Origin of the sequence: Rhodococcus sp. NPDC057014, assembly GCF_042673295.1 — a bacterium.
In the GTDB taxonomy this organism is placed as follows: Bacteria; Actinomycetota; Actinomycetes; order Mycobacteriales; family Mycobacteriaceae; genus Rhodococcus_F.
The window spans coordinates 1-23,442 of record NZ_JBHUSF010000128.1; the positions used below are offsets into that span (position 1 = coordinate 1).

Here is a 23,442-nt window from a genome sequence, read left to right on the forward strand (position 1 = left end):
ATCCCCATTCGTGCAACGCCTCGACGTCGAGAACGCTGAGCGCGATCAGGAGCGTGAACTGCGCGAGGACGTGACCGCCCACGAGGGTCACGTACTGGAACGACGACAGGAAGCCACGCCGATTCGCGGTTGCCGCTTCGGACATGTACGTCGCCGACGTGCCGTATTCGCCGCCCGTGGCGAATCCCTGCACGAGCCGGGCGACGACCAGAATGACCGCCGCCCAATACCCGATGGTGTCGCGAGTCGGCATGACCGCCACCAGGAAGGAACACGACGACATGATGGTGATGCTGAGCATCAGGGCCGCCTTGCGGCCACGACGGTCGGCGAACCGGCCGAAGAACCAGGACCCCACCGGTCGCATGACGAAGGTGACCGCGAAGATCGCATAGATGTACACCGTGGAGTTGGAGTCGTTCTCGTCGAAGAACTGCGCCTCGAAATACGTTGCGAAGACCGTGTAGATGTACACGTCGTACCACTCGACGAGGTTTCCTGCCGAACCCTTCATCGTGTTGAGCACCGCCCGCCGGGTGCTCGTCGGAGCGCGGGTTGGACCGGACGGAGTCGCGTCATCGATCATCCGTCGACGATAACGGATCGATCGACCACACCTGGTCGAGTCACATCAGTGACTGCTCCGGCAGCGTCGTAGTTGGCTGGACAGGTACCGCCTGGCACGGCGATGACCACCCACGTTCTCGAGTTCGATGTCCAACGCGTTCAGGAGCGTCGCGAGTAGGGTCGCCTGCGGAGCCCATCCGTGTCGGCGCCGGCACTGCGCGAGCCAGTCGACCGGACCGATGTGGCCACGGTCCGCGTTGCACCGCCGACACGCCGCGGCCTCATTGGCCACGATGCTGGGCCCTCCTTTGAGTCGCGGCACCAGATGTTCGGTGGTCGGCAGAATCAGCGGCCCGAAACGCCGACCACACCACAGGCATCGCCCACCCTGCCGGTCGACGGCGAGGGCGAGTCGGGCGGTGCGGTCCACCAGTTGATCGTGACCGAACGACTCGGCGAGCGCCAGTGCTCGGCCGACACATGTTGCTACACCTTCTCCTCCGACGTGTGCGTCGTGAACGGCAACACGAGGCGAGACGGGTGGGCGGCGTCCCGGTAGATCTTGTGGGTCACGGGACGACCGACCGGCAGATGGAACGCATCCGGTGGCAGCAGCGCGTTGTGCTCGTCCGCCATCGGTTCGGCGTTCGACAGTTCCGCCACCAGACGATGCCCCGGCCGGAACGTCGCGGCGAAGGGGTAGAGGCGCAGCACGTACTCCTCGATCGTCCCCGGCTCGACCGGCAGCGCTCGGGTGTGTGGGTGGTGCGGGTTGCCCTCGGTAGTGCGCTCGTCGAGTTCGCGGTGCGAGGCCTTGAGGTACCCGGACGTGATCAGCTGGCGTCTCTCGTTCGGTGCGTAATCCCACAGGCGCAGAATGAAATTGGTGTCGGATTGGTCGATCTCAGCGAAGAGGTGCGCGGCTCCGGTGCCGATCAGTTCCGTGGGCTCCTCGAACGGCGCGGTCTCCCATCGCAGGATCTCGACCTTGTCGGTGACGGTCAGCGGCGCCTGATAGAAGCCGTCCGGGGCGGCGTACCGGGCGGCCATCGGTTCGGGGTCGGTGGACAACTTGCCGCGCGGCCGCAGATACAGCGACCGGTACTCCACGTCCTTCGGCGGCCACTGGTCGCCGGTGACCCATTCGCGCGCGCCCTCGACGTGGACGGTGACCGCCGGCTCGTCCATCACGCCGTTGTCGATGCCCTTGATCCAGTAGTCGTACCAGCGGAACATCTTGTCGTGTTCCTCGACGAACGGCCGCGACTGCATGGGTGGGTACGGGCCGATGTCGAGTTTCTTCGGTCCCTGCAGCGCGTCGAACAGCGCGATCGTGCCGTCCACCGTCCAGCCGCGACCCTGGTCGATCTGTAGATGGACGGGGATGTCGATGTTCGGGGCCAGTGTGATGGGGTTTCGTTCCTCGTACCACTTGCCGTCCAGGTCGTTCATCACGATGTCGAACCAGGCCTCGTGGTGATTCGGGTAGTTCAGCACGTGCACCAGGTTCGGCCAGGCGGCCACATCCGGATCCGCGAGGCGCGCCGCGACGCGCTTCCTCAGCTCCTCCGGGGAGCACGTCTCGAGCATGCGGGACTTGACGCTGTCGGTGAAGGCCCAGCCGGAGTCGCCGCCGCGGCCCTCGCGGGCGGCACGCGGCATGAACCACATGATGCCGCCGTGATAGGTGGTCTCGTAGAAGTCGAAATGACCGCCGCTGACGAAGATCGCTTTGAGGTGCGGCGGCCGCTCGGCGGCGGCGAGCACCTGCATCGACCCGAAGTAGGAGATGCCGATCATGCCGACGTTGCCGTCGCACCACGGCTGTTCGGCGACCCACTCGACGAAGTCGTATGCGTCCTGGCCCAACGAGACGCCGCCGGCGTTGTAATTGCCGATGTGCTCGCCCTCGGAGGCGCCGGAGCCGCGCAGATCGCCGATGACGTGGACGTAGCCCTCCTCGACGACGCGGGCGATGTCGCCGGCTTCGATGCAGCCGTCCCACATCGGGGAGGGGCGACGCTGCGGTGGTGTGGTGAGGGCGAGTGCCTGCAGCTCTTTGCCGTACGGGCTCAGGGCCACCAGCGCCGGCCGTGGTGTGTCGTCGACGCCGTGGTAGGCGTCCGCTGCCAACTCGATGCCGTCTCGCATCGGGACGCGGAGATCCTTGCGGATGTGGATGGTCTGTCCACCCGCGTCGAACGTCTGGAACTCGGCCATGGGGCGCGACTCCTTTTCTGTGTCAGACTTTCTGGGTGTACTGCGTGCGGTAGCCGTGCAGCGTCGTGAAGAACGGGGACGGCTCGAGAGTGGGATCGCCGTCGTAGCCGAGGTCCTCGGCCACCGCGGTGAACGGCGAGTACGGCGAGTCGATCTCGCGGAGGCCCCCGCACAGGCACCGGTGAGCGGCGCCGCGGACGTCGCCTTCGATGTCGAGGCTTTCGCGAAGCGCTTCGGCGGCCTGGTCCCGGTCGAGTTCGACGCCGTAGGCGACCCCGTCCGCCCGCCGGTAGGGATGCCCGAGGTACAGGTGGTTCGGGCGGATCTCGTCCCGCAGGTACTCCAGGCTCGACCGGTAGGCATCCGAATTCTCGTAGCCGGGGAATCCGTTGGCCGCTCCGTGGACCTGGACGGCGTCGCCGACGAACACGGAGTTCCGACCGTCCACGACGTAGGCCACCGATCCCGGCGTGTGGCCGGGGATGGAATGCACCGAGACGGTGACACCTCCTCCGAGCGGCAGGGTCTCGCCGCCGCGGACCAGCATCGTCGGTTCCATCTCACCGGAGATGACGGCGTGCGTCGCCGCGATCTGCTTCGCCTCACCGTCGGGGTCGTGCAGATACTGCCCGCGCACCGACAGGTACTCGTCGACGTGCGCCTGCCGTGAGCGCAGCAGGTGCGCGTCGGCCTCGTGGATGACGACCTGGGCGCGCCTTCCGGTCAGTTCCCACAGCGCGTGCGCCCCGCCGATGTGGTCGATGTGACCGTGGGTCAACAGGATCCATCGGACATCCTCGATACGGCGCCCGAGGGCCTCGAGGGCGGGCGCCATGCCCTCGGCGGGTGACGTCGCGATGCCGGTGTCGACGATCGCCGGCTCCGGAGCATCGATGAAGAAGCTGTACAGCCCGAACCGGCCCCACGGTGAGACGAGCGGGTGGATGGTCCCGTCCTTCGCCACGTCACTCCCCCGGCCGCGTCAGGAACTCGGCGGTCTCCTCGAACGCCCGGTGGAACTCGGGGATCCACGAGAAGTGCTGGACGAAGCCGTGATTGGCTCCCGCGTAGCGACTGACCGTGGCCTTCACCCCGGCCTCGTTCAGACGCGCGCCGTAGAGCTCGCCCTCGTCGCGCATCGGGTCGAACTCGGCGGTGACGATCAGGGCCGGCGGCAGGCCGGTGAGGTCGTCGCGTTTGACGGGCGAGACGCGCGGGTCGGCGGGGTCGGCGCCGCTGTCGAAATAGAACGCGTTGAAGGGTTTCAACCCGGCCGTCTCCACACCGTAGCCTTCGGCATTCTCCCGGAGGGAGTCGTAGCGATCGATGTCGAAGTCCAGGTCCAGGGACGGAGAGAACAGCACCTGATGCGTGATGCGGTCGAACCCCTCGTCGTGGGCCCTCGCGGCGACGGCCGCGACGAACGTACCGCCGGAGCTGTCGCCCGCGATCGCAAGGGTATCGCCGTCCCAGCCGAGGCTCTCGCCCTGCTCCACGACCCAGCGGACCACGGCGTCGCAGTCGTCCAGTCCGGCCGGGAATTTCGCCTCGGGTGCGCGCCGGTAGCCGACGGAGACGACCTTCAGTCCGGTTTCGCGGGCCAGGTTCCGGGCGACGTGGTCGTGGGTGTCGAGGCTTCCGAGGAAGAACGCGCCGCCGTGGAAGTAGACGAGCACCCCGAACGAGTCGCCCTCGACCGGGGTGTAGATGCGGATCGGCACCTCACCCACGTGTGTATGCGCAGTCGTGTCCTCCACGGTGTGGAGAGGCAGTCGCTCGTCGATCGGTGCGACCTGCGACTCTTCGATCGCGCGCAGGACGGCCGGGTCGAGCGAGTCCGGCGGAGCCGGCAGTGTGCCGAGGGCCTCGGCGATGGCGGGGTGAAGGGTCATCGTGTCGCCTCTGTCCGAGCGGTGGGCTTCTGCCCCGGGAAGACGTCGTCGACCTCGTCCTCGGTCCAGCCCTGACGGGAGATGCGCTGTAGTTCGTCGGTGACCGGTTTGCGGGTGGCCTGGTAGAGCGCCAATGCCCCGGCGACGGTGTCGGCGTCCCGCAGGGCGTCGGCGAGTGCGCCGGCGTCGAGGATCGCCGAGTTCGCGCCCTGACCCTGGTGGTGCAGCATCGAGTGGGCGGCGTCGCCGACGAGGGCCGCCGAATCGGAATGCCACGTGTCCACCGGGTCGATGTCGTACACGCCGCGGGTGTTGACAAGGCTCATGTCGAGGTCTCTAGTGATGTCGACGATCCTCGGGTCGAAGCCGTCGACGGTGGCGAGCATGTCGTCCTTGGATACCTGTGGCGCCCAGTCGCTGTCGGGGCACAGGGCGGTGATGTCGAAGGAGACCTGGCTGCGGTGGCGCAGGGGCAGCAGATACACCTTGGTGCCCTTGCCTATGTACATGCGTAGGTTGTCGTCGACGACCATGCCGTGGGCGTCGGCGATGTCGATGACGGCGCGGTAGGCCCGCTCGCCGGAGAACACCGGTTCGTTGTCGCCGAAGAGTTGTCGGCGCACGACGGATTTGATGCCGTCGGCACCGACCACCAGATCCGCTTCGGCGGTCGTGCCGTTCGTGAAGGTGAGCAGGGAACGCTCGCCGCGGTCGTCGACGGTGGCGAGTTTGTGGCCGAGTTCGACCATGCCGCCGGGCAGGACGCTCACGAGGGCCTCGATGAAGTCACCGCGGTGGATCAGATGAGTGTGGGTCTCGACGGTGTACTCGTCCATACCCGGCCACGATTCTTTCATGATCGGTTCGCCCGTGGCGGTGAGGATCTCGAAGTAGTCGCTCGGTGAGCTGACCTTCGCAATCGCGTCGAAGATGCCCCACTGGCGGAAGCGGTCCATGGTGGAGGGACGCAGGCCGATGCCGGCGCCGACCTCACGGATCTCGGTGGCCTGCTCGTACACGGTGACGTCGGCGCCGAGCAGGCTGAGGGCCTTGGCGGATGCGGCGCCGGCGTACCCGGCGCCGATGACGGCGACGGTCAGATTCTTCAGGTCCGAAGATTGCATGATTCTCGTCCTAGTCAGTTCTGGATGGTCAGGAAGTCGGCCGGGTTCTCGACGAAGAGCGTCGTGATGGTCGCCTCGTCCAGGCCTGCCTCGCGCAGATCCGGGATGAGGTCCTCGAACAGGTAGTTGCAGGTGTGCCCCTTGACTCCGGGCCAACCGAGTGGGCTGCAGTTGGCGTCGACGCCGGCGAGCGCCTGATCGAGGTGACCGGCGGCGAGGAACCCGAGGAAGTGGTCGAGTCGTTCCTTGCGCGGGCGGGCCCAGAACGGCGGGTCCTCGAGTTCGGTTTCGTAGCCGAAGGTGTCGAAGCCGACGCGGCCGCCCTGTTCGGCGATCCACCGGTCACGTGTCTTCGACGCGTTGACTCCGTCGTCGGCGTGCCCGAACAGCACGCGGTGCAGCGGGAGTCCTTCTTCGGTGAAGATCGCGATGGCGTTCTCGGCGTCGATGGCCAGGTGGGTCAGGATCGGTACGCCGGTCTCGAGTGCGGCGCGAGCCGCGGCCCGGTAGATGCGCTTGTCGAGGTCGGTCATCTTGCCACCGCGGCTGACGCCGACCTTGATGACTCCGGCGCGGCTGCCGGTGTTGCCGATGCCGACGGTGATCTCGTGGAGGAACTGCTCGGTCAGGTAGTCGACGCTCGCCCGCTCGAAGAACGGCAGGGCGGTGTCGCCGCCGACGAAGCCGGTACAGGCGACGATGTGGACGCCGGTCTTCGCGGACAGCGACTTGTAGTAGTCGACGTCACGGCCGTTGCAGATTCCGGTGACGTCGACGAAGGTTCCGCCGCCGTACTCGTGGAACTTGCGCAGTTTCGGCACGGTCTCCTGGTACCGCTCCTCGGGGGTCTTCCACCACCTCGTGTCCAGCTCGGAGCCGGGCATGCCGTATCCGATGTGCTCGTGGACGGCGACGATGCCCAACTCTTCGGCCGGGATCGATCCCAGGACGGTGTTCACTCTTGACACAGGAAACTCCCCTTCGGGAAGGACGATTCTTCGATGACGTGGGTTCGGGCGCTCAGCGCACCGACAGCAGGTCGCGCGGGTTGTCTGCGAGCATGCGCTGGATGTCGGTGACGCCGAGTCCCTGCGCGGTGAGACGCGGCACGAAAGCCGACAGGATGTAGCTGAACGGCAGATCGAGACCCGGTTCTCCCACCGACACGCCGGTAGCGTTGCTCGACAGGAGGATTCGGTCGCCATGACCGGCGTCGACCAGTTCGCGGATGAGGGTGGCGCGCTCGGCGTCGGTGACGTACAGCCCGCCGTCCGCACCCACGTGGTCGAGGGCGACGTAGGCTCCGCGGCGGGCGATCTCGAGCGGCGCGCCGGCGTCGACCGCATCCCTGCGGTCGAGGCCGCCGACGACGACGCGGTCGGCCTGCAGGCCCTCGTCCACAACGATCCCGAGGTCGTGCACCGCGTCCTTCCCGAAACGGAGAGAGACCGGTACGCCGGTGTCACGGGCGGTTCGGGCTGCGGCGCGGAGAAGGTTCTCCTCGGTGGCGGTCATGCCGTCGGGATTCGCGGCGGTCGCCACCAGTCCTGCGGCACCCCGGCGTTCCACCCGGGGAACCACCATGCCCTCGGTGATCTCCTTGGTGAAGAGGTCGGCGAATTTGTCTGCAGGCCACGGCGTCGGCGGATCGGTCTGCGGCGTCAGGAAGTATCCGCCGAGCATTTCCTCGGGTCCCATGCCCGTCGACGCGACGATGTGCACTCCGGTCGTGCGTGACAGCGCTTCGTAGAGCTTGACATCGCGGCCGTGGAACATGCCGGTGCTGTCGACGATCGTCCGCCCGCCGTGGTCCCGGAATTCGGCGAGCTTCCCCACCAGCACCTCGAAGGTCGCGGCGCGGTCCGGGGTGATGTCGAATGCGTGCTCCGCGCCCGGGACCACGGACAGCAGCGCTTCGTGAACCGAGACGACCCCCAGTTCGTCGGCGGGAACCGGGCCGAGAACGGTGTGGACGGTGTTTCTCTCGGCGGTCTGGGAGCCCTTCATCGGCACTTCCTTTCGTCGACGTCATGTGCGCATGACGTGGTACTAGTCACGGTAGCCATTAACATTACAGATCGTCAAGTGAATTGATTTATCGTTTTGTGAATGGCCTATCTGATTCGTGGGTTGACTGCGGCTACAATCTGAGGTCATGTCGCTCCGCGCCGCACAGAAGCAAATGACCTACGACCTTTTCCTCGCCAAAGGGCTCGAGCTGTTCGGCACGAAGGGCTACGTCGCAACCACGATCGATGACATAGCCAGCGCCGCGGGATCGACCCGGACGACCTTCTACCTGCACTTCTCGTCCAAGGCCGACGTGATGAGCGCGCTGCTGACGAAGGTCGACGCAATACTCACCGCTGCCGACGACCCCACACTCACCGCGGTGGTGGCCTCGGGCTCGCGTGACCGGATCCAGCAGTGGCTGGACCGCAAGTTCTCACAGTGGGACGAGATCAAGCCCTATCTCACCGCGTCCTACCAGGCAGCCCAGGAGCCGGACGTCGCAGCCAAGACCGAGCAGTGGTTCGAGTCCGCCGTCGGCGACATGACGGCGGGCCTGGACCAGGCCACGCGGTTCCCTCCCGATCGGCGCCGGATCCGCTGCGTGCTCGCGTTCGGTCAGCTCGAGTACCTCTCGCGCCGCTACTTCGCGGTCGGCTGGCAGACTCCCCGCGAGGCGTGCCTCGACGAACTCACCGACTCCTGGTGCCACCTACTCGCGTCGGACGACTAGAACTCGAAAGCCGTCGCGTCGACGAGGATCTCCCGCAACCAGGCGATGAACGCCGCATCCGCCAGCCGCGGATTCCACACCATGTCGATCCCCAACGGCGAGACCGGCAGCGGGAACTCCTCGATGCGGAGGTCCACCCGTTCCCGCATCGCGACGGCAACCCGGAAGGTGTGCACCGCCACCCCGCCTGCCGACGCGACCATGTGCGGGATGAGCAGGTGGTCGGAGATCAATTGCCCGATCCGGTAGTGCACGCCGTGCGCGTCCATCGCGGCGTACGGCGCCACCCGGTGCCGGGAGTCGTAGGTGACATGCGGCAGAGACGTGAGCAGATCCAGTGCGGACGCCCCGGGATCGCTGTCCGGGTGGGCGATCACCACCCAGCGATTCTCGTACAGGCGCTCGCGCGGGTACGGCGAGGTGAACGCCTCGGACAGGAGTACGACGTCCACGCCGTCGTCGGTGAAGTCGCTTGGCTGCGGCTGGACGAAGTTGCGCACCCGCAGAGTCGCATTCGGTGCCCGCTCGGCGATCAGCCGCGCCACACCCGGCCCGACCACGAATGCGGTGCTGGTGGTCATCGCAACCGTGATGGTGCGGCTGTCACGCGCGGGGTCGAAGCCCGGGAAATTCACCACCTGTGCGGTCTGCCGCAGCACTTCGCGCAGTGGTGCGACGAGTTCCAGGGCACGCGGCGTGAGCATCAACCCGCTCCCCTGCCGCGTCACCAGATCGTCACCGATCAGTCGGCGCATCCGCCCCAGGGCATGACTCATCGCGGGTTGGGACATGCCGACCCGGGCCGCGGCGCGGGTGACCGATCCTTCCTCGAGCAGGGCCAGCAACGGCACCAGCAAGTTGAGGTTGACCGAGGCGAGCCGCTCCAGGCCGAGATCACTCGAGTGATCACCGGGTTGGTTCATCCACACGAAGTTACGCGTCCTCCTCCCGAGGGGTCGACGTCATCCGGCCGCGGCGGCCATGCGGCGCAGTTTCGGGATCGGGATCCGATGGTTGACGGCGACCGCGACACCGTCACCGCCGACGTGGGTCCAGCGCATCACCGACGGTCCGTGCGGGCTGTCGCCGAGCAGGAACTCGGGTTCACCGGCGGCCGGTAGGTGGCCGGTGGCCTTGAGGTTCAGCCCGAACTGCTCGGTCCAGAAGTAGGGTTCGAGGTCGAGTTCCGGCGCATCGTCGCCCGTCAGGAGCGCGTGGGCAGCGACCTTCGCCTGCTCGATAGCGCTGCTCCACAGCGGAATTCGACGCACTCCCGTAGGCGTGGGAACGGCGGCGGCGTCCCCGGCCGCGACGATGTCTGGCCGGACCCGGCCTCGCGAGTCCACCTCGAGACGGCCGCCGGTCAGCAGTCCGCTGGTGGCCAGCCACTCCGTGTCGGGTATGTCGCCGATCGCACTGACGATCAGGTCGGCGTCGACTCGTGATCCGTCGCGCAGGACCACCCCATGCGCGTCGTCGATCCCGGCAGCCGAGCCGATGACGACCGTGAGTCCTCGGGCTACCGCGGCCGCGGTGAACGTCTCGGACAGGCAGCGCCCCAAGTGCGACAGCATCGGCGGGCCGTCGGCTACCAGCGTGGCCCGGCACCCCGCCGACAGGGCCGCGGATGCGATCTCCATGCCCAGCGGACCGGCACCGACGACCACGACCGTGGGCCGGGCCGCCAGCCGTTCCCGGAGGATCAGGGCGTCGTCCACGGTGCGCAAGGACAACTCCACGCTGTCGTCGCCGCCCAGGCGCCGCGCCCTGGAACCGGTGGCGATCACGAGTCCGTCGTAGGTCAGGTCCGAACTGTCGTCGAGACGCACCCGGCGGGACTCGACGTCGAGGTCGACGGCCGCCACCCCGAGCACCTCGGTCGCCTCGTGCGTGGGGGGTGCCAGTTCGTGGGAACCCCCGTCGACCAGGAGCGCCTTGGAGAGCGCGGGCCGCGAGTACGCCGCCCGGGGTTCGGCTCCCACAATGGTCAGATCGCCGTCGAAACCCGCGGCTCGGAGACTGTCACACGCGGTCTGGCCGGCGATCCCGTTGCCGATGACCAGGATTCGTTCGGGAACTTCGATGAGTTTCATGCGAGCCTGAGTGCGGCCACGGGGCAGACCCGGACCGCGGCGCCGGCGTCCGTGAGTTCCGGGCTTCCCTCGGGGATGTCGTCGACGTCGAGGATCAGTTCGCCCGCGTCGTCGAGGTGCATCAGATCGGGAGCGATCTCTTCGCACAGTCCATGACCTTCACAGCGAGGCCGGTCGATCACGATTCTTGTCATGCTGGAACCACCTTCAGGATCTCGAGTGCGTCGATGGAGCGGGTGATGTTGCTGGGCAACCGAACCGGCTCGGCGGCCACCAGCCGCTGCGCGTGGACGGCGAGTGCCCCGATGACGGCGTGGGCTTCCAAGCGGGCCAGGCCCTGGCCGGCGCAGCCGTGCGGTCCGTATCCGAAGGAGAGGTGGTCGACGGGATTTCGCTGGACCAGGAAGGCGTCCGGGTTCTCGTAGTGCCGCGGGTCGCGGTTGCCTGCGCCGAACAGGATCGCCACCTGGGATCCGGCCGGCACGAGGGTGCCGTCGATGTTCACGTCCCGGGTCACCGAACGGCCCCAGGCATGGACCGGCGCCCAGAACCGGAGTATCTCGTTGAAGGCCGCCGGCACCAGCGCGGAATCTCCGCGGACCAGGTCGAATTGATCGGGGAAAGCCGAGACGAGCGCGACGATGTTGCCGAGCGCGGCGATCGTGGTGTCGACACCCGCGCCCAGGTACTGGTGGATGATGTGGCCGGCGGTGCCGGGAGGAATGGCGCCGCGGTCCTCGGCGTCGAAGATGCCGCGACCGACCGACCCCGGCGCCAGATCGGCGGCCCCGACCCCGGTGCACCAACCGTAGAGTTCGCCGGCGATCGGGAAGTTCTCCGCGGTCCGCTGATTCATCGGACCGATGACTTCCATCGCGGCCTGTCCCCAGCGCAACATGTTGTCGCGCACCTCACCGGTGAAACCGATCAGGTCCGCGACGACCTCGAGCGGGAAGGCGCGCGCCAACGCATCGATGGCCTCGAACGATCCCCTGGCGACCAGGTCCGCGACCAGCGCATCGGCCTTGGTGTGGATCTGATCCCGGAGCCCCCGCAGCGCCCGTGGAGAGAGGTTCTCGGAAAGCGTCGCGCGCAATTCGGTGTGGATCGGCGGGTCGGAGGCCAGCGAAGTGCCCTGAAGCGCCTCGTTGACCACGGAATTGAAGCCGATCGTCCGGGACGAGAAGGTGCCCGGATCGGCCAACGCGTCGCGGATGACGTCGTAGCGGGTCAGGGCATAGACGTCGTTGGCGGGCAGATGTACCACCGCACCGAGATCGCGGAGTTCGGCGTACGTCGGGTAGGGGTCGATCACGACCTCGTCGGCGAAGAGGTCCGTATCGCTGCTCGCCGGAGTGCTTCTGTTCATGCCTCCAGTGAAGTGAGTCCACTCACATAAATCCAACTCATATTAGGCATGTACAGACATGAACAAGATTGATGTACGTCCGCCAAGTGGTGCCCTCATCCGTGGTCGCGGCACACCGCGGACGCGGGATCCGGTTCGCACATTTGCTGCCACGTGCAGAAGCCGGGATGTCTTCGCCGTGCAGGATCGTCGCCGTCACTGCGCGGCCACCCTCGCCTGCACGGCGATCAACAGCCGTTTCTGCAGGGCTACTGAGACTGGAGGATTCTACGAGCCCGCTCGGCGACGGGCAGATCCACGAACTCGCCGTCCGGAAGCTGGACGGCCGCTCCGCCCGATTTCGCGAAGACGTTCACAACCCGTCGTGCCCAGACGAGTTCGTCCTCGCCGGGGATGAAGGCGGTGTGAATGATCGGCAGCTGGGAGGGGTGGATCGCGGATTTGCCGCCGAAGCCGAGAGAGCGGGCGTGGGCGGCTTGCCGGGCGAGTCCGTCAGTGTCCCGCAGGAGGGGGTAGACACTGTCGATCGGTGGTGCGATGCCCGCGGCCCGGGAGGCGATGACCAGGTGCGATCGCGCGTACTGCAGCGGGGCGTCCCCGTCGCCGATGCCGAGGTCTTTCCGGAGGTCGATGCCGCCGAGGGCGAGGTGTTCGACGCCGGGTTCGGCGGCGATGGCCGGGGCGTTGGCGACTCCCTTCGCGGTTTCGATCGCGCAGATCAGTGGCGTCTCCGGTACCCGGTCCCGCACCCACCGCACGTCGTCGACCGAGTCGACCTTCGGGATGCGGATGCCGTGAGCACGGTCGGCGACCGCGGCCAGATCGTCGGCGGCGAGCGCGGTGCCGACAGCGTTGATGCGCACCCACGCCGGGTGGATGGTCAGAGTGTCGGCGACGCGAGCGCGGGCGGCATCCTTGTACTCCGGCGGGACCGCGTCCTCGAGGTCGAGGATCACCGCGTCCGCACCGGCGTCGAAGACCTTGCCGAGGAGCTTCTCATTGTGTCCGGGCACGAAGAGGTAGCTGCGGGCCATCAGATGACACCCTTCTCCTGTAGATTCTCGACATTCAATCCGAGTGTGTCGCGGTAGATCTGCGTGTTGTCCTGTCCGAGTCGCCGTCCGGGGAATCGGATGGCGCCCGGGGTGCCGAGCATGCGCACCATGAGGTTCTGCATGGCGAGAGGCCCGAGGTCCTCGTCGTCGACGGTGGTGATCATGTCGCGGGCGCGGACGTGCGGGTCGTTCATCAGTTGCTCGACGTCGTAGATGGGTGCGAGGGCGGCGCCGACGCGCTCGAACTCGGCGACGACCTCGTCGAACGGGCGGGCGGCGATCCATTTCCCGACCGCCTCGTCGAGGAGGTCGCCGTTGCGGCTGCGTTCCGCGGCCGAGGCGAACCACGGCTGTTCGACGAGGTCAGCTCGTCCGACGAGGCGCATGACCCGTTCGGCGACGGAGGTGGCACTGGCCGAGATCGCCACCCACCGGCCGTCCTTGGTGAGGTACGTGTTGCGGGGGGCGTTGTTGGGCGAGCGGTTGCCTTGGCGGCCGGCGATCGCGCCGAGCTGGTCGAAGGCGGTGGGACCCGGGCCGAGGATGCCGACCAGGGGTTCGAGCAGCGAGAGGTCGATGACCTGCCCCTGCCCGGCGCCTTCGGGGCTGTTGCGGTGCAGCAGTGCCGTGACCACGCCAAAGGCGCCGGTAATGCCGGCGACACCGTCGGCGAGACCGAACGGAGGCAGCGTCGGCGGGCCGTCCTCCTCACCGGTCTGGTGTGCGAATCCGCTCATCGCCTCGGCGAGGGTACCGAAGGCGCGACGTTGGGCGTAGGGCCCGTCCTGTCCGAAGCCGGTGACCCGCAACATGATCAAGCCCGGATTGAGCGCCATCAGCAGGTCGGGTCCGAGCCCCCACTTCTCCAGCACTCCGGGTCGGAAGTTCTCCACGAGCACATCGACGTCGACGACCAGATCCCGCAGGATCTGCTGGCCCTCGCGAGTGCCGAGGTCGAGGGTGATGCACTTCTTGTTGCGCGCAATGACCTTCCACCACAGTCCGTGGCCGTCCTTGTTCGCCCCGTGGGATCGGGCGGGGTCGCCCGTCGGGTGCTCGACCTTGATCACCTCGGCGCCGAAGTCGCCCAGCAGCATCGCGGTGATCGGAGCGGCGTACACGGTGCTGATGTCGAGAACTCGGATCCCCTGCAGCGGACCGCGGTTCGCCTTCCCAGGCGAACTCGAGGTCAGGGTGTCATCGTGTGGATTCACGCTCATGGGCAGTCCTCGGCAGTGTCGAGAGATGATGGAGACGGAAGGGTGGTGGCGCCCTGCGTGGAAGTCGGGCGGCGCCTTTCCCGCGTGTGCGGACTCCAATCTGTCACCCGCCCGAGTGAAGTACAATCGCAAGTATCTTGACTCCCTTTAAATTCTTCTAAAGGCAGGTGGCTGACGTGCTCGACACGACGCGGATGTTCACGCTGTGCGAGGTCGCGAAGCACGGCTCCATCACCGCGGCTGCCGCGGCGCTCGGATACACCACCTCGGCGGTCTCGCAGCAGATCGCCAAGCTCGAGAAGGAGGCCGGGCAACCGCTGCTGGAACGGCACGCGCGCGGCATCATGCTCACCGACGCCGGCCGCTCCATCGTCAAACACACCGAACGGATCCTCATCGAACTCGAGGCCGCGGACGCCGAACTCGCGGAGATCCACGGACTACGTGCGGGAGAACTCGCGATCGGAACCTTCCCCACGGCCGGATCCTCGCTGCTGCCGCTGGTGATCAAGGAATTCAAGACCCACCACCCCGGCATCGACCTGCGCGTCCTCAGTGGACGATTCGCCCAGCTCGTCGATTCGCTTCGCCGCCGGGAGACGGAGCTGTCCCTGTTGTGGGACTACGAGTGGAACCGGATCGACGACCCACTGCTGACGTACCACCACCTGATGAACGATCCGACCCTGCTCCTGGTGTCGGAAAAGCACCGCCTCGCCGACCGGGAGTCGATCAGGATCACCGAACTCCGCGACGAGTCGTGGGTGGTGCGCGCCGACGATCACCCGGTTGCCCACACCCTCGAAAGGCTCTGCCAGCAAGGCGGATTCAGCCCTCGGACAAGTTTCCTCGCCCACGACTACGGGGAGGTGCAGGCCATGGTGGGGGTCGAGTTGGGGGTGTCGATCGCGCCGCGGCTGGCGGTCCTCAATCCCCGCCCCGACGTCCGGTCCATCCCGCTCGCCACCCGCTCGCCGCAGCGCCGGATCCTCGTCGCACACCTGACCGAGCGTCGGCTGAGTCCGGCGGCCCAAGCGGCCATCACACTGTGCATGGCGGCAGCGCGACGCCTCGAGGAAGGTTTCGCCGACGCTTAGCGGGTCACCGTGCGGTTCCCGCCAGCACGGCAGCCGGGGACGCGACGAACAGTTCGGCGGCCGCGATGCGCCGCGCCGCGCGGTGCAGTGAGACCGCCTCGATCACTCCGTCGTGGGAGGTGGTGAGGTCGATGTCGAGGACGCCCGCGGCCGTTCCCAGTCGCAGCGATCCGGGCCACCGCACCCGGGCGTTGTCTGCCACCACTCCCCCTCGCACGGTGGCGGCCGCGGCGACGGCGACGGCCGATGTCAGGCCGATCGCCGGATGCGGGGCGAGCATGGACAGCATGCGGACCGAGACGTCGTAGTCCTCGCCGGCGATGTCGATGCCCGCGCTGGTGCGATAGTCCCGCGGGGGGCCGATCACACCGACCTTCGGAATGGCATGCGAGATCGGGTCACCGGGCTTGCTCAGTCCCATCCGCAGCGACGATTCGCGCCGCAAAGCCACGAGAACGGAGAGGTGGTCGGCGATCACCGCATTGTCCTCCGCCCCGCTCAGGCCCAGGTCGGCGGCGTCGAACAGCGCGGCCGGCGCCCCGGCGACCACCATCGTGCCCCGGTAGCGGCGATCACCGAGCGCGATCGAATCGGACGCCGACCCGGTGGGCAGCAGTGCGGTACCGGAGGCGAGGCCGGTGAAGGTCAGGGCAACCGCAACGCCGAGCGCACTGGTCCCCGGCACGGCGGCAACCCCCTCGGTGGGGATCACCCCGCCCGGGGTCGCGATCTCGGCGGTGAGGATTGCACCGGTGTTGGTGTTGCGCATCCGCACGATCGTCGTCGCACTGTCGACCGCGACGAGCCCGGACTGCAGCGCATACAGCCCTATCCCGGTGGCGCAGTTTCCGCAGTTGCTGCCCCACTCGACCCGGCGGTCACCGATCGCGACCTGTGCGAACAGGTACTCGACGTCGATGCCCGGCTCGGCGGATCGGCGCACGATCGCGGCCTTGGATGTTGTCGAGCTGCCGCCGCCCACGCCGTCGAGCTGACGGGGGTCACCCGAACCGAAGGCCGAGGTGAGTATGGCGTCGATCCCGCCCGCCTGCTCGACCAGAGGGTCGACATCAACCGCGTTGAAGAGCCAGCACTTGCTGGTGCCCCCTCGCATCCAGGTTCCACGGAGTGTGAACACCGCCCGGCCGCCTTTCATTCGTGACGAAGTCTGAGGCACCGCCGAAGGCTCTGATCGGGGTAAGGGAACTGAATCTCCAGCGGTGACACCGTCAACCCTGCGCCCCACCTGGGTGGAGCACAATTTCGAATGTGAGGACGACCCTTAAGAGCGGCTTACATCGCCGGGTAGAGCGCCCGTAGAGGACGGTACACACGGCGGCCGGCGGCCGGGTAGGACCGGGGACATCGCCGTTCGTCGAGGTGGACGGCCCACAGCGGCGCCATCAGCACGACGATCACCTGGGCACGACGCCGCCGGCATGACTTAAGCAGAACTGAACCCCCGGGTAGAAACGTGACATTGTTCTGAACATCTGCCGTCTCTAACGTGATGTAGGACATGATCGACGAGAGGATGTGACATGCGAACCACGAGCCCGCTACCCCCAAGCGAAGACGTTCCCGCCGACCGGGACCGGGTCTGGGAGCTGTCCACCGAACTGGTCGATTCCACCGCGCCCGTTCCGACCCCGCACCGTGACCCCGTCACAAGTCGGGAGACGCCGCGCACGCGCACCCTGGCACCGCCATTCAGTGCCCTCGGACGCGTCGAGGCCCCCTCTGTTCACGCAACCGGAACAGCCGACGACCAGGCAGGCGACCCTGCCGGACAGCAAGCGAAAGAACGACCATGACCTCCATCGAAATACTCCCCCTGATCGCCTTGGTCGCGATGTTCGTGATCGCCACCATCTTCCCCATCAACATCGGCATCCTGGGCTTCATCGGGGCCTTCCTCGTCGGAGCCTTCGCCCTCGGATACGACGACAAGGAAATCCTCGCCGCATTCCCGAGTTCGATCGTCCTGACGATCATCGGCGTCACCTACTTCTTCGGCATGGCCAAGAGGAACGGCACCATCGACCTCCTCGTCAACGCCTGCATCCGCGCAGTCGGCGGCCGGACGGTGATCGTTCCCTGGGTGTTCTTCTTCTCCGCCTCCGTGCTGACGGCACTGGGCACCTTCAGCCCCGCGGCGGTCGCGCTGATCTCGCCCGCGGCGATGTCGTTCGCCGCGCGCACCCGGATGAGTCCGCTCGTGATGGGCATCATGACGATCAACGGCGCCCACGCCGGCGCGTTCTCGCCGATCTCGGTCTCCGGCGTCCTCGTCACCGACATCGTCAACTCCAGCGGCCTGACCATCGCGCCCTGGACGCTGTTCTTCGCCAGCTACGGCATCAATCTCCTGCTGTCGGTGCTGACCGTCGTGGGCTACTCGGTCCTCGCCCGAGTCCGCGACCTCGAGTACACCGCCACCGGAACGAGCGACGAAACCGGCAGCGGTACAACGCGTCCCACCACCGTCGGGGCACCGGATCGGACGCCGACCACCGGCGGTGCAGGCTCGTCGGGCGGGACGCAGGTACTCACTCGCGCGCAGACGGCGACCAGCGTCGTGCCCGACGCGCACCCCGTGACCCGGGTCCAGAAGCTCACCCTGTTCCTCATCGCCACCGTGCTCGTACTCGTGCTGGTGCTGCATCTGCCGATCAGCTTCGTCGCCATCGCCGCCGGCGCGGTCCTCGCCTTCACCGATCTGTCGAAGCAGAACGAAGCCATCGCCGGCATCAGCTGGTCCACCGTCCTACTCGTCGCCGGCATGGTCACCTACATCTCGATCATGGAGGAAATGGGCACCATCGACCACCTCGCCGAAATGGCCATCACCGTCGGCGCACCACTGCTGGTCGCGTTCGTCCTGTGCTACGTCATCGGCGTCACGTCCGCGTTCGCATCCTCGACCGCACTGCTCACCGCGATCATCCCGCTCGCCCTGCCCCTGCTGCAGACCGGCGCGCTCCCCGTCGTCGGAGTCGTCGCGGCGCTGGCGATCTCGGCGACCGTCGTCGACGTGTCCCCGTTCTCCACGAACGGCGCCCTCGTCCTCGCCAACGCCCAGAACATCGAACGCCCCGCGTTCTACCGCCAGCTTCTCCTCAACGCAGGCATCGTCGTCGCAGTCGCACCCGCACTGTGCTGGTTCATCCTGGTCGCCGTCCCCGCACTGTTCTGAGCACCCCGATGAAGGCCGCGACCGCCACCTCACCCGAGTTGGCGGTCGTGTTCGTAGGGGAAGTGGCGGGAAGACGGTCGACCAGGCCGCGGCGGTATCCACAGATTGGACCTGCGCCAATGTATAGCTGGGCCTACCTGCCAATGGGACCGGGAATTAGGGTTGAAATGAAACAACCATGCGGTCTGTAAATCCGAGGAGGGCGCGGTGACCTGTCGTGGTGCTGCTCGTACGACTGGTTGCGGTGACCGGCGCAGGCCGAAGAGACTCCTCCGTCACTGTTGATGCCACAAGTCGAGAAATCGAGATAGCCCATGCCCGAGGACGACCCGTCGGAAACCCCTCGTGATCCCATTTCGGCGGTCACGGCGGAGTTGGCTGCGGACGGGTTCGACGATGCAATCGAGATCGGACGGGGTGGCTTCGGCATCGTGTATCGCTGTCTGCAGCCTTCTCTGGACCGCATGGTCGCGATCAAGGTGTTCACCGCCGACGTGGAACAGGACGAGCGCGAAAGGTTTATCCGCGAACAGCAGGCGATGGGCAGACTGTCGGGGCATCCGAACATCGTCGACGTCCATCAAGTCGGGGTCACCCGGAGTGGCCGACCCTACATCGTGATGCAGTACCACCCTGGTGGTTCGGTGGAGGAAAAGATCCGCCGGGCCGGCCCGTTCGACTTGGGTGATGCGATGGGTCTCGGGGTCAAACTGGCCGGTGCGCTCGAGGCTGCGCACCGGAACGGAATACTCCACCGCGACGTCAAGCCCGCAAACATCATGATCACCAACTACGACGAGCCGCAGTTGACCGACTTCGGTATCGCGCGCATCGCCGGAGCCTTCGAGACATCCGCCGGCCCGGTTACGGGTTCGTCGGCCTTCACCGCTCCCGAAGTGCTCGAGGGTGAGCCATCCACTCCGGCGACGGACGTCTACGGCCTGGGCGCGACATTGTTCTGCGCAATCACGGGTCACGCCGCCTTCGAACGCAGGAGCGACGAGCAGTTGATCGCCCAGTTCCTGCGAATCACCACGCAGCCGATTCCCGACATACGTGGGGCGGGTCTTCCGCCGAAGGCGTGTGCTGCCATCGAACGGGCCATGGCCACCAGTCCCGCCGATCGTCCTGCCACTGCCGCTGAGTTCGGGTCCGAACTCCAAGAGATCCAGCGTGGGTGCGGGCTCAATGTGGACAAGATGATCGTGCCCGATGCTGCTGCTACCGCTTCGCCCCGAGGTGAACTCCTTCGACGCGCGACACCCTCACTCGACACGCGGTTCGGTCGCACGGTCGATGACCGGGAGCGCGGTCGGGCCGCCTACCGAGCACAGATGTGGGACGAGGCGTACACCCTGCTCAGCCGCGCAGACGAATCGGCGGCTCTCGATCCGGACGATCTCGAGGCCCTCGCCGAGTCCGCCCACCTCACCGGCCGGCCCGAGCGCAGCGTCGAGATACGCAGCCGCATCTACACCGACCGCATGGACAACGGTGACAATCTCGACGCCGCCATGTGCGCGATCAGAATCCACCTGGTAGCGATGATGCACGGCGACATCTCCCCGGCCATGGGATGGCTCTCCCGTGCACAACGTCTGCTGCAGCAGGAGCCGGAGTGCGCGGTGCACGGCTACCTGTCGCTAACTCAGGCCGAGGGTGCGTTCCATACGGGCAACCCGGACGGATCACTCGAGTTGGCACGCCGCGCAACGAGGATCGGCACACAGTTCAGCGATCCCGATCTGGTCAACGTCGGCCTGCACCAGGCAGGCCGGGCCCTCGTCGCACTCGGTGACATCTCCGGCGGCACTGCTCTACTCGACGAGGCCATGATCGCCGTGGCCGCACGTGAGGTGAAGCCCGTGAGCTCCTGGTGGATCTACTGCAGCTCGATCAACACCTGCGAATACATGTCGGACTTCGGTCGCGCCGGCACCTGGACATCCGCATTCGAGAAATGGCTGGGCACCCAGCACGGTGCCACGGCCGTCTCCGGCTCGTGCCGGATGCACCGATCCCGAATTCTGCGCCTGCACGGATCCTGGGCCGACGCCGAACACGAAGCACGGCAAGCCTGTGCGGAGCAGAACGGAACCATCGCCATGGACGCCGGCCAGGCCTGGTACCAGATCGGGGAGATTCGGCGGCTGGTCGGTGACCTCGCCGCAGCGGAGGAAGCGTTCGGGCACGCCGGCACCTACGGCTGGGACGTGCAGCCCGGCATGGCACTGCTGCGGGCAGCGCAAGGCCGCACCGACGCAGCCACCGCCGGTCTCGCCCGTGCATTGGTCGAACATCCCTCGGACCGACTCGCGAGGGCGAAACTGCTCCCCGCACAGGCAGAGATCGCGATAGCTGCGGGGAACCTGGAACTTGCACGGGCGGCTGCCGAGGAACTTCCCGCCATGGTCGGCGCCCCGCTGGCCGTTCGGGCCGCGGCAGTACAGGTTGCCGGTGCGGTACGGCTCGCGGACGGCGACCCCGCGGGTGCGCTGCCCGGTCTGCGAGCCGCCGCACAGATCTGGACGGACCTCGAGGTGCCGTACGAGGCCGCACGCAGCCACCGGCTGATCGGGCTGGCCTGCTGTGCGATTGGCGACGAGGACACCGCGCGATTCGAATGGGACACATGTCGTGTGGTGTTCAGTCGACTGGGCGCGATGCCGGATCTGCAGCGCACCGACGAACTGCTCGGGTGTTCCCCACCACCGGCGCAACTCCCGGACCATCTCAGCGCCCGGGAGGTCGAGGTGCTACGACTCGTCGCATCCGGAATGACTAATCAGGATGTGGCAGAGCACCTGTCGCTGAGCAAGAAGACCGTCGCACGGCACTTGAGCAACATCTTCGCCAAGATCGGCGTCACCTCACGCGCCGCCGCGACCGCCTACGCCTACCAGCACGGCCTGAACTGACCAGTCGCGATTCATGCTCGCGCCGGAAGCGGATTGGTTTCCGGTTGTCCGGACGCGGCACTCCACCTTCGATGCCTGATCGAGCGCGCCAATGGGTCGAAATGCCCATCGGGCCTGGTTCTCACGACGCCGAATACAGCGAACGTCCGATGCGGTAATGACGGCGCACGAACTAGCCTCAAACCAGTTGCCTGACAGGGAGGCAACGATGACGGACAAGGGCACCAACTTAACTCGTCATTGCTCCGCCGGCCGGGGCGATAAACCGGCCCAGCCCCCGGATGGTGCGTCCGGGGGCTGGAGTTCGAAGCGTCCTCGCGGAGGAGGAACTCATGAATAACGACAAGCACCTCAGGCACCTCACCGAGCTGGCGGTGGCAGTGGGCATCGGGCTTGCGGTCGGGGCGCCGGCCGGCACGGCGGTGGCAGCACCGTCCGTCGGCGACTCGTCCACGTCGTCGAGTTCCGACTCGTCCGACCAGACATCGTCCGACCGGGGATCCACGGACCGATCCACCGATGGGACTTCGTCGGACAGGACATCATCCGGCACCTCGGGTACCGACTCGGACTCGTCGAGCGACAGGTCCGGATCAGCGACGAACGGCGACTTGAACACGGATTCGCGATCCACATCCAGCACCGATTCGCGATCCACATCCAGCACCGATTCGGAATCCACCTCCGGCACCGACACCCAATCCGCTACGGGCACCGAATCCACGTCCTCCGACGACGGCGTGAACGGGTTCGATGCGACGACTCCCGACACTGCCACTGCACCCGACCCCGCGGCACCCGACGGTTCGTCGACTGCGAGCGGCGGTGGCATGCCGGATTCGGGCACGACAGCAGACGAGTCCGGTGCCGCGAGCGCGCCGGCCGAGCGGCCTCCGGAAAGAACTGTCACCGAGCGATCGGATTCGGCCGCCGCGACATCCTCGCAGGGTGACGACAGCGCACCTGTCGGCGACGCCAATGTGCCGAACCTGTCGACCACCCCGGTGACGGACGGATCCGGCGCGGCTCTGAGCCGTGCCGTCGTGCCCGAGGCCCCGGCAGTGCGCGGACTCGTCCCCGTCGAGCCGGCGGCAGTTCCGGAAGCAGTACCGGCGACGGTTCCGGCGAACCCTGCGATCGGCGCGACGACAGCGCTGACGCGCGCAGGATCGGACACCCGTGCCGATGCGCAGCAGGTCGGGACGCTGGCATTGGGACCGTCTCTCCCCGCCCCGGCGGTGGAAGTTGCATCCAGCGTCGTGTCGAAGGTGCTCGGCGCTCTCGGGCTGCGTCCGTTCCTGTCGAATGACCCACAGGTACCGATCGAGTCGCCGACGTTCTGGGTGCTGGCCGCGGCATGGTGCCGCCGACAGGAGAAGACAGTCATCACCGACGCGAGCCGATCGCTGGCTGCCGCGCCCGTCACGACCAGCGAGCCGATCGAATCGTTCGCCGTCTCGAGCACCGCATCCACCCTCGCAAGCTCTACATCCACCCTCGCGAGCTCTGCATCCATTGCCGGACCGATCGTCGGTGCACCCGACCGCAGCACCGGTGCGGTGCTCGGCTCGATCAATGCGTCCGGAAGCCAACTCGGTTACGCCGTCTCCGGACAGCCGAGCCGCGGCACCGTCACCGTCGACGCGACCACCGGCGATTTCACCTACACTCCCACCCAGGCGGCGCGGCAGGCGGCCGCGCTGAACCCGGACGCCGATTACGACTCGTTCACCGTCACCTCCGGGCAGTCCAGCAACCCGGTGACCGTGCAGGTGCCGGTATCCGCGGCGCGGATGCAGGTCGCGCAGTCCACCACTGTCGGATCCAACCCGTCGGGTGCGGTGTCCGCTGGTACCAAAACCTATGTGGCAAACCAGGGTTCGAAGAGCGTATCCGTGCTCGACGCAAACAACGCCGTCATCGGCTCGGTGACCGTCGGCACCTCGCC

General features: G+C 67.0%; 20 protein-coding genes and 1 pseudogene. 6 read left to right on the forward strand and 15 right to left on the reverse strand.

Features of this window, described 5'->3' with window-relative positions; genetic code table 11:
- From ACFTZB_RS23515 to ACFTZB_RS23550, 8 genes are all read right to left on the reverse strand, one after another.
- Window positions 1–586, reverse strand: a 586-nt coding sequence (locus ACFTZB_RS23515) for an MFS transporter (RefSeq protein WP_378434512.1), incomplete at its 3' end; no start/stop codon positions are given.
- Between the two features lie 45 nt (window positions 587–631).
- Window positions 632–997 (reverse strand): HNH endonuclease, encoded by a 366-nt coding sequence (locus ACFTZB_RS23520; RefSeq protein WP_378434514.1) that lies wholly within the window; start codon window positions 995–997, stop codon window positions 632–634.
- Between the two features lie 56 nt (window positions 998–1,053).
- Complete coding sequence (locus tag ACFTZB_RS23525) at window positions 1,054–2,787, reverse strand: CocE/NonD family hydrolase (RefSeq protein WP_378434516.1); 1,734 nt, start codon at window positions 2,785–2,787, stop codon at window positions 1,054–1,056.
- Between the two features lie 22 nt (window positions 2,788–2,809).
- Window positions 2,810–3,751, reverse strand: a complete 942-nt coding sequence (locus ACFTZB_RS23530) for an MBL fold metallo-hydrolase (RefSeq protein ID WP_378434518.1) — start codon at window positions 3,749–3,751, stop codon at window positions 2,810–2,812.
- A gap of 1 nt (window position 3,752) precedes the next feature.
- Window positions 3,753–4,679 (reverse strand): alpha/beta hydrolase, encoded by a 927-nt coding sequence (locus ACFTZB_RS23535; RefSeq protein WP_378434520.1) that lies wholly within the window; start codon window positions 4,677–4,679, stop codon window positions 3,753–3,755.
- A complete protein-coding gene (locus tag ACFTZB_RS23540; protein WP_378434522.1) occupies window positions 4,676–5,803 on the reverse strand; it encodes an FAD-dependent oxidoreductase in 1,128 nt (375 codons plus the stop codon). The genes ACFTZB_RS23535 and ACFTZB_RS23540 overlap by 4 nt, the downstream gene beginning before the upstream one ends.
- Before the next feature lie 14 nt (window positions 5,804–5,817).
- On the reverse strand, window positions 5,818–6,771 hold the full coding sequence (locus tag ACFTZB_RS23545) for a phosphotriesterase (protein ID WP_378434524.1): 954 nt from the start codon (window positions 6,769–6,771) through the stop codon (window positions 5,818–5,820).
- Window positions 6,772–6,823: 52 nt separating this feature from the next.
- Complete coding sequence (locus ACFTZB_RS23550; RefSeq protein WP_378434526.1) at window positions 6,824–7,810, reverse strand: phosphotriesterase; 987 nt, start codon at window positions 7,808–7,810, stop codon at window positions 6,824–6,826.
- Window positions 7,811–7,958: 148 nt separating this feature from the next.
- On the opposite strand from ACFTZB_RS23550, the gene ACFTZB_RS23555 reads away from it, so the two are divergent.
- Complete coding sequence (locus ACFTZB_RS23555; protein WP_378434528.1) at window positions 7,959–8,546, forward strand: TetR/AcrR family transcriptional regulator; 588 nt, start codon at window positions 7,959–7,961, stop codon at window positions 8,544–8,546.
- On the opposite strand, the gene ACFTZB_RS23560 is transcribed toward ACFTZB_RS23555, so the two are convergent.
- From ACFTZB_RS23560 to ACFTZB_RS23585, 6 genes are all read right to left on the reverse strand, one after another.
- Window positions 8,543–9,469 carry a LysR family transcriptional regulator gene (locus tag ACFTZB_RS23560; RefSeq protein WP_378434530.1) on the reverse strand — a complete coding sequence of 309 codons (927 nt, stop codon included), beginning with the start codon at window positions 9,467–9,469 and terminating at the stop codon, window positions 8,543–8,545. The genes ACFTZB_RS23555 and ACFTZB_RS23560 overlap by 4 nt on opposite strands.
- 39 nt (window positions 9,470–9,508) lie before the next feature.
- Window positions 9,509–10,639, reverse strand: a complete 1,131-nt coding sequence (locus ACFTZB_RS23565; protein WP_378434532.1) for an NAD(P)/FAD-dependent oxidoreductase — start codon at window positions 10,637–10,639, stop codon at window positions 9,509–9,511.
- Entirely contained in the window at window positions 10,636–10,833 is a 198-nt protein-coding gene (locus tag ACFTZB_RS23570; protein WP_378434534.1) for a ferredoxin, read from the reverse strand. The genes ACFTZB_RS23565 and ACFTZB_RS23570 overlap by 4 nt, the downstream gene beginning before the upstream one ends.
- The gene (locus tag ACFTZB_RS23575) at window positions 10,830–12,008 is read right to left on the reverse strand and encodes a cytochrome P450 (protein ID WP_378434536.1); all 1,179 of its coding nucleotides are present in this window, start codon (window positions 12,006–12,008) and stop codon (window positions 10,830–10,832) included. The genes ACFTZB_RS23570 and ACFTZB_RS23575 overlap by 4 nt, the downstream gene beginning before the upstream one ends.
- Window positions 12,009–12,256: 248 nt before the next feature.
- Window positions 12,257–13,042, reverse strand: coding sequence for an HpcH/HpaI aldolase/citrate lyase family protein (locus tag ACFTZB_RS23580; protein ID WP_378434538.1), 786 nt, complete (start codon window positions 13,040–13,042; stop codon window positions 12,257–12,259).
- On the reverse strand, window positions 13,042–14,283 hold the full coding sequence (locus tag ACFTZB_RS23585; RefSeq protein ID WP_378434540.1) for a CaiB/BaiF CoA transferase family protein: 1,242 nt from the start codon (window positions 14,281–14,283) through the stop codon (window positions 13,042–13,044). The genes ACFTZB_RS23580 and ACFTZB_RS23585 overlap by 1 nt, the downstream gene beginning before the upstream one ends.
- Before the next feature lie 176 nt (window positions 14,284–14,459).
- Between ACFTZB_RS23585 and ACFTZB_RS23590 the strand changes: the two genes are divergently transcribed.
- The gene (locus tag ACFTZB_RS23590) at window positions 14,460–15,380 is read left to right on the forward strand and encodes a LysR family transcriptional regulator (protein WP_378434542.1); all 921 of its coding nucleotides are present in this window, start codon (window positions 14,460–14,462) and stop codon (window positions 15,378–15,380) included.
- Window positions 15,381–15,384: 4 nt separating this feature from the next.
- Here ACFTZB_RS23590 and ACFTZB_RS23595 read toward each other — a convergent pair whose 3' ends face one another.
- Window positions 15,385–16,494 carry a PrpF domain-containing protein gene (locus ACFTZB_RS23595; protein ID WP_378434544.1) on the reverse strand — a complete coding sequence of 370 codons (1,110 nt, stop codon included), beginning with the start codon at window positions 16,492–16,494 and terminating at the stop codon, window positions 15,385–15,387.
- A 427-nt stretch (window positions 16,495–16,921) separates the two neighbouring features.
- On the opposite strand from ACFTZB_RS23595, the gene ACFTZB_RS23600 reads away from it, so the two are divergent.
- The 4 genes and pseudogenes from ACFTZB_RS23600 to ACFTZB_RS23615 all read left to right on the forward strand — a co-directional run.
- The gene (locus ACFTZB_RS23600; RefSeq protein WP_378434546.1) at window positions 16,922–17,194 is read left to right on the forward strand and encodes a hypothetical protein; all 273 of its coding nucleotides are present in this window, start codon (window positions 16,922–16,924) and stop codon (window positions 17,192–17,194) included.
- Window positions 17,191–18,576, forward strand: coding sequence for an SLC13 family permease (locus ACFTZB_RS23605; RefSeq protein ID WP_378434548.1), 1,386 nt, complete (start codon window positions 17,191–17,193; stop codon window positions 18,574–18,576). Before ACFTZB_RS23600 ends, ACFTZB_RS23605 begins: the two co-directional genes overlap by 4 nt.
- A 314-nt stretch (window positions 18,577–18,890) precedes the next feature.
- On the forward strand, window positions 18,891–21,494 hold the full coding sequence (locus ACFTZB_RS23610) for a protein kinase (RefSeq protein ID WP_378434551.1): 2,604 nt from the start codon (window positions 18,891–18,893) through the stop codon (window positions 21,492–21,494).
- A 332-nt stretch (window positions 21,495–21,826) separates the two neighbouring features.
- Window positions 21,827–23,442 (forward strand): annotated as a pseudogene (locus ACFTZB_RS23615) (hypothetical protein); the annotation flags it as partial.

Coding starts and splice junctions, on each gene's coding strand:
- ACFTZB_RS23525 (WP_378434516.1), bottom strand. CDS start 2,787: ATGGCCGAGTTCCAGACGTTCGACGCGGGTGGACAGACCATCCACATC.
- ACFTZB_RS23535 (WP_378434520.1), bottom strand. CDS start 4,679: ATGACCCTTCACCCCGCCATCGCCGAGGCCCTCGGCACACTGCCGGCT.
- ACFTZB_RS23540 (WP_378434522.1), bottom strand. CDS start 5,803: ATGCAATCTTCGGACCTGAAGAATCTGACCGTCGCCGTCATCGGCGCC.
- ACFTZB_RS23550 (WP_378434526.1), bottom strand. CDS start 7,810: ATGAAGGGCTCCCAGACCGCCGAGAGAAACACCGTCCACACCGTTCTC.
- ACFTZB_RS23555 (WP_378434528.1), top strand. CDS start 7,959: ATGTCGCTCCGCGCCGCACAGAAGCAAATGACCTACGACCTTTTCCTC.
- ACFTZB_RS23560 (WP_378434530.1), bottom strand. CDS start 9,469: ATGAACCAACCCGGTGATCACTCGAGTGATCTCGGCCTGGAGCGGCTC.
- ACFTZB_RS23565 (WP_378434532.1), bottom strand. CDS start 10,639: ATGAAACTCATCGAAGTTCCCGAACGAATCCTGGTCATCGGCAACGGG.
- ACFTZB_RS23570 (WP_378434534.1), bottom strand. CDS start 10,833: ATGACAAGAATCGTGATCGACCGGCCTCGCTGTGAAGGTCATGGACTG.
- ACFTZB_RS23575 (WP_378434536.1), bottom strand. CDS start 12,008: ATGAACAGAAGCACTCCGGCGAGCAGCGATACGGACCTCTTCGCCGAC.
- ACFTZB_RS23580 (WP_378434538.1), bottom strand. CDS start 13,042: ATGGCCCGCAGCTACCTCTTCGTGCCCGGACACAATGAGAAGCTCCTC.
- ACFTZB_RS23585 (WP_378434540.1), bottom strand. CDS start 14,283: ATGAGCGTGAATCCACACGATGACACCCTGACCTCGAGTTCGCCTGGG.
- ACFTZB_RS23595 (WP_378434544.1), bottom strand. CDS start 16,494: ATGCGAGGGGGCACCAGCAAGTGCTGGCTCTTCAACGCGGTTGATGTC.
- ACFTZB_RS23600 (WP_378434546.1), top strand. CDS start 16,922: ATGCGAACCACGAGCCCGCTACCCCCAAGCGAAGACGTTCCCGCCGAC.
- ACFTZB_RS23605 (WP_378434548.1), top strand. CDS start 17,191: ATGACCTCCATCGAAATACTCCCCCTGATCGCCTTGGTCGCGATGTTC.
- ACFTZB_RS23610 (WP_378434551.1), top strand. CDS start 18,891: ATGCCCGAGGACGACCCGTCGGAAACCCCTCGTGATCCCATTTCGGCG.